Below are 12,095 nucleotides of genomic sequence, written 5' to 3'. Positions count from 1 at the left end.
ATGAAAGTCCGGGCAGATCCAGCGCCGGCCGTGCATGCCGCGACATGGTGATTCAGCTTTGTTGTGGAAAGGCCGCATCTTGCGGCCGTGGATGCTGCACTGCATCGCGCATCTGCGTGCTACACCTCAAGGCGGTCCAGCGCGCGTGCCACCGCGTCCAGGTATGACGCGCCGAACAGCTCCACATGCACCAGCAGGGGGTAGAGCTGATAGAGCGTGCAGCGATGTCGGAAGAACTCCGGATCCACCGGGGCAACCGTGCGATAGCCCTCGAAGAAGGCCTCGCCCACGCTGTTGAAGAGCAGCGCCATGGCCAGGTCGACCTCGCCATGACCGCGATAGATTGCCGGGTCGATGAAGCAGGCCTCACCGTCGGCCGCTGGCAGCATGTTGCCGCCCCACAGATCGCCATGCAGCAGGCTGGGTCGGACACGCGCAGGCACCCAGCGCGCCAGTTGGTCGCTGAGTGTCTCGATGCGTGTCAACAGCGCCGACGGTAGTCGCCCGATGGCATGCGCGCTGCGGGCCCTGGCCAGCAGGCGGTGCTCGCCATAGAAGACGCTCCAGTCCGCGACCGACGGATTGCCCTGGGCCAGGCTGGCGATCACGGTGTCGTAGTCATGGCCGAAGGCCGCTCCGACCGGCTGCATGTGCAGGGTGGCGATGGCACGGCCTGCGGCGTGCTCGGCGTGCGCATCCCAGCCGCGCTGGCCAGGATCGATCCACGCCAGGAGCATCAGGTCATCGGCGACGGCCAGGGTGTCGGGGACCGGCAGGCCCGCCTTGCGCAGATCGGCCAGCATGCGCGCCTCCAGGGTCAGCGAGGGTTGGCCGGGACGGGCGAACTTGGCCATCACCCGCGTGCCCTCGTCCAGCTCCGCGCACAGGCTGCGTGCGATGTCGCCGCCCGACAAGGGCGTCAGCCGGTCGGGACGCCGCCCGAGCAGCGCCTCGATGCGATCGGCGTCGTGCACGGCTCAGCGACCGCGCGCCTTGTGTTGGTGCAGCAGGCCCTCGACCCCGGCTTCGATCATGTCGAAGGCCTCCACGAACTCCTGCTGGCCGCCGTACCAGGGATCGGGCACATCGCGCGCCCGTGGTCCGTCGGCGTGATCCATCAACAGCCCGATGCGCGCGGTGGCGTGCGCCGGTGCCATGCGCTCAAGCGCATGCACGTGGTGCGCGGTCATGCCGAGCACCAGGTCGAAGGCAGTGAAGTCCTCGTCGCGCACCTGGCGTGCGCGATGGTCGGGCATCGGAACGCCGCGCCGGCGCAGTTCGGCCAGGGCGCGGCGATCTGGGGGATTGCCCACTTCTTCGGTGGTGACCGCCGCGCTGTCGGTGGTGACCTGCAGGCCAAGGGCGGCGGCCTTGTGCTGCAACAGTGCCTGGGCGGTCGGGGAGCGGCAGATGTTGCCGGTGCAGACGAACAGCACCGACGGCATGTGGCTGGGCATATGCGTGGGTGATTGGGGGAGAGCCTCGAGCCTAGCAGCCCGGTGGTGAGCGTTCCGCGGATGGCGCTCAGGGCGTCACGTAGGCCTGGACGCGATCGCGTCCCTGCGCCTTGGCCTGGTAGAGCGCCAGGTCGGCATCGTTGAACAGGCGCAACATGTCCTCGCGCGTGGTGATCTCCAGGGCGGCCACGCCGGCGCTGATGGTGACGTGGCGCGGTGCGCTGTGGCCTGGCACTGGGATCGGGCAAGCGGCCACGGCGGCGCGGATGCACTCGGCCACCCGGAGCGCGCGCGGCAGGTCGGCCTCGGGGAGCACGCAGGCAAATTCCTCGCCGCCGTGACGGGCCACGTGGGCGTCGCTCGGAATGCAGGTGCGCAGTGCCTCGGCGACCCGGCGCAGGGCCTCGTCGCCGGCAGGGTGGCCGTGGCGGTCGTTGAAGGCCTTGAAGTGGTCCACGTCCAAGAGGATCAGGCTGCTGGGCTGACTGCCTTCGGCGGGCGGCGCAAGCACCTCGAGCAGACGTCGGCGGTTGTCCAGGCCGGTCAGTTCGTCGCGATAGGACAGGGCGTGCAGGCGCGCGTTGGCGGCATGCAGTTCGGCGGTGCGTTCGGCCACATGCTGTTCCAGCACCGACTGGCGCGCGCGCAGGTGATAGGTGCGCCACCGCACCAGCGCGTAGATCAGCGCCGCCAGGAGCATTGCCGCCGCAGCCACCGTCCATTGGGTTTGCCACCAGGCCGCGGCGATGACGATGGGCAGTTCCACCGGCACGCTGGGGTTGTCCGCATGATCGTGGGCCTCGATCCGCAGGCGGTAGCGGCCGGGCGGCAGCGCATTGAACGTGCGGAAATTCTGTTCGCTCCAGGCCGTGGGCGCGGACTCGTAGCCCAGCAGTTGGGTCCTGAAGCGCGAATCCGCCTCGCGGAACCAGGACAGCAGCGCGAAGTCCACGCGGATCTCGCGGGCGTCGGCGGGGACGCGCAGCGGACGTCCTTCGGCCGGCGTGCCGTCGACCGCCAGTCCGGTCAGTTTCAGGCGCTTGGGCTGGGTGTCGTGCAGTTCGCGCCGCGGGTCGTAGACCTCAAGACCGCCGAGGGTGCCGGCCCAGAAGCGGTCGTGCGCATCGACGGTATGGACGTAGTTGCATTCCTGGTGCAGCAGGCCGTCGTGCCGGGTGAACACGCGGCTCGTGTAGCCGTCGCCATCGGGCGTGAGCAGTTGCACGCCATTGTTGGTGCACAGGTAGACGCGGCCGGCGCTGTCGGGGGCCGGGTTGTAGATGCTCGGATCCGGCGGCGGCGGCAGGTCGTTGGGCAAGACGCGCGGTGCCAACGGCACGCTGACATCCACGCGGGTGACGCCGGCACTGCTGGTGCCGACCCAGAGAATCTGGCGTCCATGCCGGTCGGGGATCAGGGTCATCCCGATCGTGTTGGTCTCCGGCATGCCGATATCGTGGGACATGACGGTCCAGCGGTCGCCGTCGAACCGGGCCAGTCCCTGACTGGTGGCCGCCCACAGCCAGGCCCGTCCATGCGCATCGATGACCTCGCGGATACGCATGGCCCGCCACGGCACGCGCGGATCCGGTGAGGGGTAGTGCGTCCAGCGATCCTCCCGCAGGCGGTACAGGCCGGTCTCGCGCGTGGCGAACCACTGTTCACGCGATCCCTCGAACGGGCGCACCAGCGTGTCGTACACCATCTCGCCGGTGGTCTGGCGCCACGGCGTGGTCATCGGCTCGAAGCGCTGAGCCGCCGGGCCACGTCGCAGCAGTGCACCGCCGCGCAGGCTGACCCAGTGGGTGCTACGTCCCTCGGCATCGAGGGTGCGCATGACCGAGCCGATGTTCGCGTCCGGCGGCACGCCCTCTTCGGTGGTGAAGCGGTGCCAGCGCTGGTCCTGGTAGAGCGCCAGGCCCTCGCCGGACGAGCTCACCCACAGGCGCTCGCCGCCCTTGCCGTCCGGCTCGACCAGGAACCCGAACACGCCCAGCGCGTCGGCGCCCATCCGCGAGGCCACGGCCCAGGGGTTCGCGCCCAGGACGGTGCGGGCCACGCCGTCATCGGTCGCCATCCACAGCACGTCCAGGCCGTCGGGGGTGTGCCAGGCCACGACATCGCGGACCAGGTTGGAACGCAGACCGTCGCGCCGATCGAACAGCTGGAAGGTGTCCCCGTGGACGCGCAGCAGGCCGGCCCGGCTGGACACCCAGATCGCCCGGCTGCCGTCGGACATGGCCGTGCTGGCGATCGTGTAGACGATCTTGCTGGGGAAGTCGCCGGTCTTCGCGCTCCAGTGGCGCATGTCGTCGGCGCGCATGCGCCATAGGCCGCCGGTATAGGTGGAAATCCACAGCGCTTCGTGGCCGTCCTGCATGACCGGCAGCAGGTCCTCCACCTGGTTGGCATCCAGCTGGTGGCCTTCCCACGGTCGCCAATCGGTTTGGCCGGAATCGCGGTACCACAGCCCGCGCGCGTTGGTGCCCAGCCACTGTCGGCCGGGCGCGCCCAGTTGCCGGGTCTGGGCCAGGGAGCGCAGCGGATCGGCCGGTAGCGAGGCGTTGCCGGGGTCCAGTTCCCAATGCTCGCTGGCCAGACGCATCAGGCCGCGGTCCCAGGTCAGCGCCCACAGGGTCACCGTACCGGACGCATCGACGGTCTCGGCGAACCGGTGGATCTGATTGGACGGCAGGCCGTTGGCCGTGGTCTTGGCATGCCACTGCTGGCCGTCGTAGAACGCCAGCCCGGTGTTGCGGAAGGCCGCCCAGAGTCTTCCGGTACGGTCGACGAAGACGCTGGTCGCCGGATGCGCGACGGCAGGATCGGGGCTGGCGGACCAGCGACGTCCGTCGTAGCGGTAGATGCCTGCGCCGGAGGCGCCCCAGACAAAGCCTTCGCGGTCCACGGCGATGGACAGCACGCCTGCGTCGGGCAGCCCGTCGGTGGTGGTGAAATTGGTAAACGCAGGCGATTCCAGGTCGGCCAGATCCAGCGCACGGGCCGGGGTGCCCGTGCCGGTCGCCGCCTGGGCGGTGGCCATGGCACAGCACAGCAGGCCTACAAGCACTGCGCCGAGTCGATTCATCTGGTGTGGTTCCCCTAAGGACCGATTATGCAGGAACCCGAGCGGCCCGCATCGCCCAGGCGCGGCCTCAGGCCTGGCCCCCAGTTTCAGGAGGCGGACTGGCGCGTCGATGCGACCTTCATGCTGGGTGCGGCACGGCGTGGGGCAGTCGACAGTCGACCCGCTTGGTGGTTTCCATTCGAGCGGAGTCGACGCCGGCGTTGCGCGTGAGGCGCGGTGTCTGGCTTGCCTGGGTCAGGTCGATCCGGAAATGGGTGACGGTCTTGCACTGGTCCGTCCAGGTCGCGTGATCGGGATCGCTATCGGGCGCCGCGCAGGAGCACTTCTGTCCTGTCACGCGCAGTACCGTGCCTCCCGCCGCTGTCGCGGTAATGCCGGTCCCGGCGCTGTGGACGTCAGGAGCCGGCCGGCGCTGCCAAGGCGACGCGTCCATCAAACCTGGACGCGGCGGCCCAGGGCGGATCGGGATGGTCGCAGCGAGGGCGGAACAACGCCGTCGCTGCTTGCCACGCCTCGCGTGGCAAGCCGGTTCAGCGATGCTCCAGCTCGGTTAGATACAGGCGCAGGTCGAACTCGCGCTGGTGGTAGTCCGGGGTCATGTGCGTGCACAACTGGTAGAAGGCCTTGTTGTGCTCCGCCTCGCGCATGTGGGCCAGCTCGTGGACCACGATCATCTCCAGAAAGGCGGCCGGCGCATCGCGGAAGACGCTGGCGATGCGGATCTCGCGGCTGGCCTTGAGACGGGCGCCCTGCACGCGCGACAGCGTGGTGTGCGTGCCCAGGGCGTGCTTGATGACCTGCAGCTTGCCGTCGTAGACCACCTTGTGCAGCGGCTGGGCCGAGCGCAGGTGGCGCTCCTTGAGCGCCTGGGTGTAGTCGTAGAGCTGGCGGTCGTTGCGCACGGCATGCGCTTGCCCGTAGCGCCGGGCGATTACGTCGCCGAGCTTGCCGGCATCGAGCAGAGCACGCACCTGGTCCTGCAGATGCGTGGGATAGCCGGCGAGGTATTTCAGCGAGGACATGCCGTCAGATCGCACCCGCCTCCATGCGGGACCATCGCGCGCGCTGGTTCAATGCCCGGCGTGCTCGAGCGACTCGACCGCGCTGAGGGTTTCGGTCACGTGCTGCTTCGGGTTGATGTCCGAATAGACATGGACGACGTTGCCGTTCTGGCCGATCACATACGAGGTGCGGTTGGACCAGCCGGGCTTCATCGGCAGCACGGCGTCGTATTCCTTGGCGATCTTCGCCCCGTCATCGGCGGCGACCGGGAACTTGCCGCCGCAGGTCTCGGTGTTCTTCGAGAACTCGGCCAGCTGGTCGGTGTTGCCCGCGGTCACGCCGATGACCGTCGCACCGTGTGCCTTGAACTTGTCGACCGCCTCGGAGAACAGATGCGCCTCCAGGTTGCAGCCAGAAGTGTTGGCGGCCGGAAAGAAGTACACCACCACCGGGCCCTTCTTCAGCGCGCCATCCAGGTCGAAGGTGAACGGCTTGCCCGCCAGATAGGCCGGCAGGCTGAATTCCGGGGCCTTGGCGCCTTCCTTCAGCGCGGCCGACGCCGTGCAGGCCAGGGCCAGCGTGCCGATCAGGCCGGCAGCAAACTTGAAGCGGGTTTTCATGGCAATAGGCTCCAGACGAGAACGGCGACCGTTATACGCCTGTTTGCCTGCTCGCCGTACGCGGCGTCGGCTGTCTCAAGGCGCAGGTGGGTTCCCGGTCGCTTGCCGTTGTGCGATGTAGTCCAGTTCGCGCACGGCGGTGGCGTTGCCCGGCTCGAGCTGCAGCGACTGCTGGTAGGCTTCGCGTCCGCCTTCCAGATCCTTCAGTTCCACCTTGGAGTAGCCGATGCCGCGCCAGGCGACGGCGCTGACGTAGGCGGCCTCCGGATGCGCGCGGGCGACTTCAAGGGCGGTGGTATAGGCCTCCAGCGCTTGTGCAGGCTGTCCCAACTGGTTGAGGACGAAGCCTTTCTCGGTCCAGGCGACCGGATAGTACGGTCCGACCTGCGTGGCAATTTCCAGATAGGTCAGCGCCTCGGCTGGCCGGCGCGCGCCCGCCAGCGCATAACCGGCCTGCTGGTAGGCCGAGGCACAGGCGATGTCCAGCCATTCGGTCGGCTGGCCCTTGCCGGGCCCCTCCATGTACTGCTCGTATTCGCGGCGGCTGGAGAAGCTCACGCTCTTGCGGCCTGGCTGGTTGCGCTGGGCATCGCAGTACTTGATGGCTCGCTCGAGAAGCGGGGCGGCGGTCGCCATGTCGCCGGCGAGCATGGCTTTGGTGGCCTTGCCGACGTCATCGCGGTAGGCAAACCCGGTCGCGGGTTCGGCCTGGTAATAGAGGCGGCTCTCGACCATCTCCACCTGCGCTTGCGCGATGGCGGGCGATGCACAGGACAACGCAAGCAGCCAGGTCTTCCACGACGCGTGCATGATTCGACGTCCCAGCCGATGTGCGGCGAATGTCGCCGATCATCAGGTCCGTGGCAAGCGGCGCCGCGGCGTTCCGTGCTGCTCAGTGGCGGTGCTGGGCCAGCAGCCAGGACCACATGGCCGGGTCGGCATAGGTCGGATCCCAGGCGTTGTGGTTGGCCTGTGGCAGTTCGGTGTAACGCACCGGCGTGCCCTGGGCCTTGAACGCGGCGACCAGGCGGTGGTCGTCTTCCAGCGGGACCACATCGTCCAGCGCGCCGTGGAAGATCCAGATCGGTTTGCCGCCCAGTCGCCGGGCGATGTCCGCGTACGGGTCGGCCACGCCGTCCACCTCGGTGACACGCAGGCTAGGGCGATCGGGACGGTTGGGATGCACCGCGCCGCAGACCGGCACCAGTGCGGCGAAGCGGTCCGGGTCCATCAGCGCGACCTCCCACGTCCCGTAGCCCCCCATCGACATGCCGGTCAGGTAGACCCGGTCCGGGTCGGCGCCGAACTCATCGAGGGCGGCCGCCTGCGCGGCCAGGGCCACGCGCGCGTTGGTGCCGGTCCATTCTTCGCCATCGGGCACCTGCGGCATCACCACCACGGCGGGGAAGTCGGCTGTGTGCTGTTTCAGGTAAGGCCCAAGGCCGGCCTTGAGCTGTGAGGCGTTGTCGCTGCCGCGCTCGCCCGAGCCGTGCAGGAACAGCACCAGCGCGGGTTTGCCGGGGTAGGCCGACCGTGCCGGAACGAAGACCTGATAGCGATGCCAGGCGCCGTCGACCTGGACCTGGCGTGCGACGAAATGTCCGGGCGTGGCGTGGCGGACATGGGCGCAGGCCGTGAGCATCAGGGCGCTGAGCAGGAGCAGCAACAGGCGAAGGGACATGACTGGAATCGTTTACATGCGAGGTCGCCAGTATGGTGTGCCGCGGCCGCTGGCACACGCCGCAGCGCAGCGATCAGTGCAGCAGGACCAGCGTGGCCAGGCCGAGGAAACTCATGAAGCCCATCACGTCGGTCAGCGTGGTCAGGATGACGCTGCCGGCCAGGGCGGGGTCGAACCCCATGCGCTTGAGCAGCAGCGGCACGCCCACGCCGCCGGCCGCCGCGGTCAGCAGGTTGAGGGTCAGCGCGATCCCGATCACCAGCGACAACCCCGGCTGGCGGAACCAGACCAGCACGATCAAGCCCAGCAGCGTGCCCAGCCCCAGCCCGTTGATCAGGGCTACGCCCAGTTCCTTGCGCAACAGGACATAGACGTTGGACCCACCGATCTGGCCCAGGGCCAGGCCACGGATCATCAGCGCCAGCACCTGGGTGCCGGCGTTGCCGCCCATGCCGGCCACGATGGGCATCAGCGCGGCCAGTGCGACCAGCTTGGCGATGGTGCCTTCGAACTGCTGGACCACGCTGGAGGCGATGAAGGCCGTGCCCAAGTTGATGCCCAGCCACAGCATGCGCCGGCGGAAGGCACGCCGGATCGGCGAGAACAGGTCCTCGTCCTCGTCCAGGCCGGCCGCGCTCAAGGCCTGGTGTTCGGCCTGTTCGCGGATGATGTCCACCACGTCGTCGATGGTGATGCGGCCGAGCAGGATGTTGTTGTCGTCCACCACCGGCGCCGACACCCAGTCGTGGTCGGAGAACTTGCGCGCGACGCCTTCCGAGTGCTCGTCCACGTCGATGGCCGGTTGCTCGTCGTCGATCAGGCGGTTGATCGGCGTGGACGGCTCATGGGTGACCAGCGCGGCCAACGGCACGCGGCCCAGGTACTGGTGCTTCTTGCTGACCACGAACAGGTAATCGGTGTGGTCGGGCAACTCGCCGCGCAGGCGCAGGTAGCGCAGCACGACCTCGATGTTGACGTCGGCCCGCACCGTGACCACGTCCGGGTTCATCAGGCGGCCGGCCGAGTCCTCCGGGTAGGACAGCACCTGCTCCAGACGCTCGCGGTTCTCGCGGTCCATCGACTTGAGGACCTCGTCGATGACCGTGTCGGGCAGGTCCTCGACCAGGTCGGCCAGGTCGTCGATATCCAGGTCTTCGACCGCCGCGATGATCTCGTCGGGGTCCATCTCGGCCAGCAGGCTTTCGCGCACCTCGTCGCCGACGTGGACCAGCACCTCGCCATCGTCTTCCGGATCGACCAGGCCCCACACCACCTCGCGCTTGCCCGGGGGCAGCGACTCGAGCAGGTTGCCGATCTCGGCCGGAGAGAGGGTGTTGACCAGCCTGCGGACCGGGCCAAGGCGCCCGCTGTCCAGTGCATCGGACAGCAGCCGGAGCTGGCGCGCGGTCTTGTCGTGGCGGACGGCTTCAGCCATGCGCTTGGCCCCTGTGCGGTCGGTGGTCGCACCGCTTCGCCACTGGACGATGCGCTGCAGGTCAGATGTTCATCCGCGCATTATCCCCCTGCATCCAGGGAAAGGACACCCTCATGCATCACCCAGGAACACATGGCGTGGCGCCAGTCAGCGGCATTGCGCCGGGAACACGTCAATGCGCGACGCGTGCGAGCCAGCGTTCGATGCCGGCGCGGTCGCGTGCGCCAAGCAGTTTTCCTGCGGCCGCCTGCAGTTCGGCCTGGTCGTAGGCGCGGATCGCGCGCCGCAGTTCGAGCATGTTGGACGGATGCAGGCTGAAATGCGCCAGGCCGAGGGCCAGCAGGATTGGCGCCATGGCCGGATCGCCCGCGATCTCGCCGCAGACGGTCACCTGTTTTCCATGTGCGCGCCCCGTGCGCAGCACCAGATCCAGCAGCCGCAAGAGCGAAGGCCGAAGCGGCGAATAGAGCTCGCCCAGCGCATCGTTGTTGCGGTCCGCCGCCAGCAGGTACTGCACAAGATCATTGGTTCCCACCGACACGAAATCCACCAGGTCGATGAAGTGCTCCACGCAGATCGCCGCCGACGGGACCTCGATCATCGCGCCCAGGGGGACCTCGGCGGCGATTTCGTGACCGGCCTTGCGCAGCTGCGCCTTCAGGCGTGCGAGCCGGCGGCGGACCAGGACCAGTTCCTCGCGCACGCTGACCATGGGCACCAGGACCCGCACCGGGCCATATCCGGAGGCCCGCAGGATGGCGCGCAGCTGGGTGTCGAACACCGCGCCGTTGGCCAGCGACAGACGCACGCCGCGCAGCCCCAGCGCGGGATTGTCCTCGCCACGCAACGCAAGGCCGGTGCGGTCGGCCTTGTCGGCCCCCAGATCGAGGGTGCGGATGGTGACCGGTCGCCCGCTCATGCCCAGCACCACATCGCGATAGGCGCGGAACTGCTCTTCCTCGTCCGGTAGCTCCTGGCGCTGCAGGAACAGGAATTCGGTGCGGTACAGGCCGATGCCTGCCGCCCCCAGGGCGTGGGCGCGCGCTACGTCCTCGCGGGATTCGGCATTGGCATGCAGCGCCACGTCCACGCCATCGCGCGTCCGCGTGGGTTTGGTGCGCAGGCGGCCCAGTTCGCGCTGTTCGCGCGCGGCGTCCTTGAGCCGCTGGCGGAAGGCGCGCAGGTCCGCAGCCGACGGATCGACGATCACCTCGCCGCTGTCGCCGTCGACGATCAGGGCATCGCCATCGTTGACCTTGGCCAGCACTTGGCTGGCGCCGACCACCAGCGGCATGTGCAGGCTGCGGGCAAGGATCGCGCTGTGCGACAGCGTGCTGCCGGTCGCGGTCACTACCGCGACCACGCCCTGGGCCTGCAGTTGGGCCAGTTCGGACGGGGCCACGGTGTCGCTCACCAGAATCTCGCCGGCCAAGCCCTCGGCGTCGCTGGGGCGGCTGTGCAGGTGCGCATGGATGCGCCCGATCACATGGTCCAGATCGTCCATGCGGCTCTTGAGGTAGGCGTCGTCCATGTCCTTGAACACTGCCGCAAGCCGGTCGCGCTGCAGGCGCAGCGCATAGTTGGCGCCGTAGCGCCCCTTGCGGATCAGGTCATCCAGGCCCTGCAGGAGTTCCGGATCGTCCAGCAGCAGGGCATGCAGGTCGATGAATTCACCGACTTCGCGCGCGAGTGCGCCGTGCAGGCGCGCGCGCAGGTCGTGCATCTCGGCGCGGGCCGCGTCCACGGCCTGGTGCAGCCGCGCGAGTTCGTCGTCGACCTCGCGCGCGCGGATGCGCTGCTCGGCCACGTCCAGCGCATGGGGCAGACGTACGCGGGCACGGCCCAGGGCGCTACCGCGCGAGGCGCCGTGTCCTGGCAGCAGCTTGCGCATCAGCGTGGCCCGGCCATGGACGTGCGCGCCGCGCGCTTGGCTTGGCGTTGGCGGATCGATGGCCGTGTCATGGCGGTGGCGCGGGTGTGCATCGGCTTGCTCCTTGCTCCGGGCCAGGCCGTGGCCGCCTGGCGTTTGGGCGGGGCAGTAGGCGTCAGCCTTCCTCGTCGAACCGGCGCTCGAACAGGCCCACGATCGCCTCCATGCAGTCGCCCTCGTCCTCGCCCTCCGTCCGCACCGTCACCGCGGTGCCCTGGCCGGCGGCCAGCAGCATGACGCCCATGATGCTCTTGGCGTTCACCTGACGCCCCTTGGCGGCCAGGGTCACGTTGCTTCGGAAGGGCGCGACCACTTGCACCAGCTTGGCGGTGGCGCGGGCATGCAGGCCCAGTTTGTTGGTCACGGTGAGGTCGCGTTCAAGCATCGTCGAGGATGGCTCCGTTTCGTGTGCCGGCCGCCGCGGTGGCCGGGAGTTCGTCCAGTCCCTGTTCCGGATAGTTCATCACCCGCAACAACATCGGCAGGCTCAGCGCCGACACCCGGCGTACGGGCGTCCCGAGCCGCGCGACCTGGGCGGCCAGATTGCTGGGAGACGCGCCATACACATCGGTCAACACAAGCACGCCGTCACCGTCGTCCACACGCCGCAGCGCAGCAGAGGCCTGCGGCAGTAGTGCAGGCAGGTCCGCATCGAGCGGCACTTCGAAGGCTTCGGCCTTCAGGGGCAAGGAGCGCAACAGGCCCTGGGCCACCGTCAGGAGTGACGTGCCGATGCCAGGATGGGTAATGAGCAGGACGCCGCAGGTCATGGGCGCAACATTAACAGGCCAGGCATGCACGCATCGAGAAGAAGGTGCGGGTTTCTCTGTCCCGCGCGCCGCGCGCTACCTGCCGGTCAGTCGCGCTAGATGACCCGGGTCT

Annotated in this window: 11 protein-coding genes; all 11 read right to left on the bottom strand. The window is 68.6% G+C overall.

Annotation, left to right across the window (positions count from 1 at the left end; translation table 11 throughout):
• Positions 1-119: 119 nt before the first annotated feature.
• The 11 genes from PJ250_RS20395 to PJ250_RS20345 all read right to left on the bottom strand — a co-directional run bounded on the left by PJ250_RS20395 (position 120) and on the right by PJ250_RS20345 (position 11,983).
• Positions 120-974, bottom strand: coding sequence for a fructosamine kinase family protein (locus PJ250_RS20395; RefSeq protein ID WP_271646457.1), 855 nt, complete (start codon positions 972-974; stop codon positions 120-122).
• Positions 975-977: 3 nt separating this feature from the next.
• Positions 978-1,457, bottom strand: coding sequence for a low molecular weight protein-tyrosine-phosphatase (locus PJ250_RS20390; RefSeq protein WP_271646456.1), 480 nt, complete (start codon positions 1,455-1,457; stop codon positions 978-980).
• 67 nt (positions 1,458-1,524) lie between these two features.
• Positions 1,525-4,545: a diguanylate cyclase domain-containing protein gene (locus tag PJ250_RS20385; RefSeq protein WP_271646455.1), complete on the bottom strand. Its 3,021-nt coding sequence runs from the start codon at positions 4,543-4,545 to the stop codon at positions 1,525-1,527.
• Between the two features lie 530 nt (positions 4,546-5,075).
• Entirely contained in the window at positions 5,076-5,567 is a 492-nt protein-coding gene (locus PJ250_RS20380; RefSeq protein ID WP_271646454.1) for a M48 family metallopeptidase, read from the bottom strand.
• Between the two features lie 48 nt (positions 5,568-5,615).
• On the bottom strand, positions 5,616-6,167 hold the full coding sequence (locus PJ250_RS20375) for a peroxiredoxin (protein WP_271646453.1): 552 nt from the start codon (positions 6,165-6,167) through the stop codon (positions 5,616-5,618).
• Positions 6,168-6,242: 75 nt separating this feature from the next.
• On the bottom strand, positions 6,243-6,977 hold the full coding sequence (locus tag PJ250_RS20370) for a hypothetical protein (RefSeq protein ID WP_271646452.1): 735 nt from the start codon (positions 6,975-6,977) through the stop codon (positions 6,243-6,245).
• Positions 6,978-7,059: 82 nt separating this feature from the next.
• The gene (locus PJ250_RS20365) at positions 7,060-7,848 is read right to left on the bottom strand and encodes a carboxylesterase family protein (RefSeq protein ID WP_271646451.1); all 789 of its coding nucleotides are present in this window, start codon (positions 7,846-7,848) and stop codon (positions 7,060-7,062) included.
• A 73-nt stretch (positions 7,849-7,921) separates the two neighbouring features.
• Positions 7,922-9,283, bottom strand: a complete 1,362-nt coding sequence (gene mgtE, locus PJ250_RS20360) for a magnesium transporter (RefSeq protein WP_271646450.1) — start codon at positions 9,281-9,283, stop codon at positions 7,922-7,924.
• A 172-nt stretch (positions 9,284-9,455) separates the two neighbouring features.
• Positions 9,456-11,174: a phosphoenolpyruvate--protein phosphotransferase gene (gene ptsP / locus PJ250_RS20355; RefSeq protein WP_271646449.1), complete on the bottom strand. Its 1,719-nt coding sequence runs from the start codon at positions 11,172-11,174 to the stop codon at positions 9,456-9,458.
• A gap of 154 nt (positions 11,175-11,328) precedes the next feature.
• Positions 11,329-11,598, bottom strand: coding sequence for an HPr family phosphocarrier protein (locus PJ250_RS20350; protein WP_271646448.1), 270 nt, complete (start codon positions 11,596-11,598; stop codon positions 11,329-11,331).
• Positions 11,591-11,983: a PTS sugar transporter subunit IIA gene (locus PJ250_RS20345; RefSeq protein ID WP_271646447.1), complete on the bottom strand. Its 393-nt coding sequence runs from the start codon at positions 11,981-11,983 to the stop codon at positions 11,591-11,593. The genes PJ250_RS20350 and PJ250_RS20345 overlap by 8 nt, the downstream gene beginning before the upstream one ends.
• Positions 11,984-12,095 lie beyond the last annotated feature (112 nt).

This window comes from Pseudoxanthomonas sp. JBR18, assembly GCF_028198165.1.
Classification (GTDB): domain Bacteria; phylum Pseudomonadota; class Gammaproteobacteria; order Xanthomonadales; family Xanthomonadaceae; genus Pseudoxanthomonas_A.
Note: the sequence above shows the minus strand (reverse complement) of the source record. Positions and strands in the feature narration are given on the sequence as shown.

Coding starts and splice junctions, on each gene's coding strand:
- PJ250_RS20385 (WP_271646455.1), bottom strand. CDS start 4,545: ATGAATCGACTCGGCGCAGTGCTTGTAGGCCTGCTGTGCTGTGCCATG.
- PJ250_RS20390 (WP_271646456.1), bottom strand. CDS start 1,457: ATGCCCAGCCACATGCCGTCGGTGCTGTTCGTCTGCACCGGCAACATC.
- PJ250_RS20365 (WP_271646451.1), bottom strand. CDS start 7,848: ATGTCCCTTCGCCTGTTGCTGCTCCTGCTCAGCGCCCTGATGCTCACG.
- PJ250_RS20375 (WP_271646453.1), bottom strand. CDS start 6,167: ATGAAAACCCGCTTCAAGTTTGCTGCCGGCCTGATCGGCACGCTGGCC.
- mgtE (WP_271646450.1), bottom strand. CDS start 9,283: ATGGCTGAAGCCGTCCGCCACGACAAGACCGCGCGCCAGCTCCGGCTG.
- PJ250_RS20380 (WP_271646454.1), bottom strand. CDS start 5,567: ATGTCCTCGCTGAAATACCTCGCCGGCTATCCCACGCATCTGCAGGAC.
- PJ250_RS20370 (WP_271646452.1), bottom strand. CDS start 6,977: ATGCACGCGTCGTGGAAGACCTGGCTGCTTGCGTTGTCCTGTGCATCG.
- PJ250_RS20345 (WP_271646447.1), bottom strand. CDS start 11,983: ATGACCTGCGGCGTCCTGCTCATTACCCATCCTGGCATCGGCACGTCA.
- ptsP (WP_271646449.1), bottom strand. CDS start 11,174: ATGCGCAAGCTGCTGCCAGGACACGGCGCCTCGCGCGGTAGCGCCCTG.
- PJ250_RS20350 (WP_271646448.1), bottom strand. CDS start 11,598: ATGCTTGAACGCGACCTCACCGTGACCAACAAACTGGGCCTGCATGCC.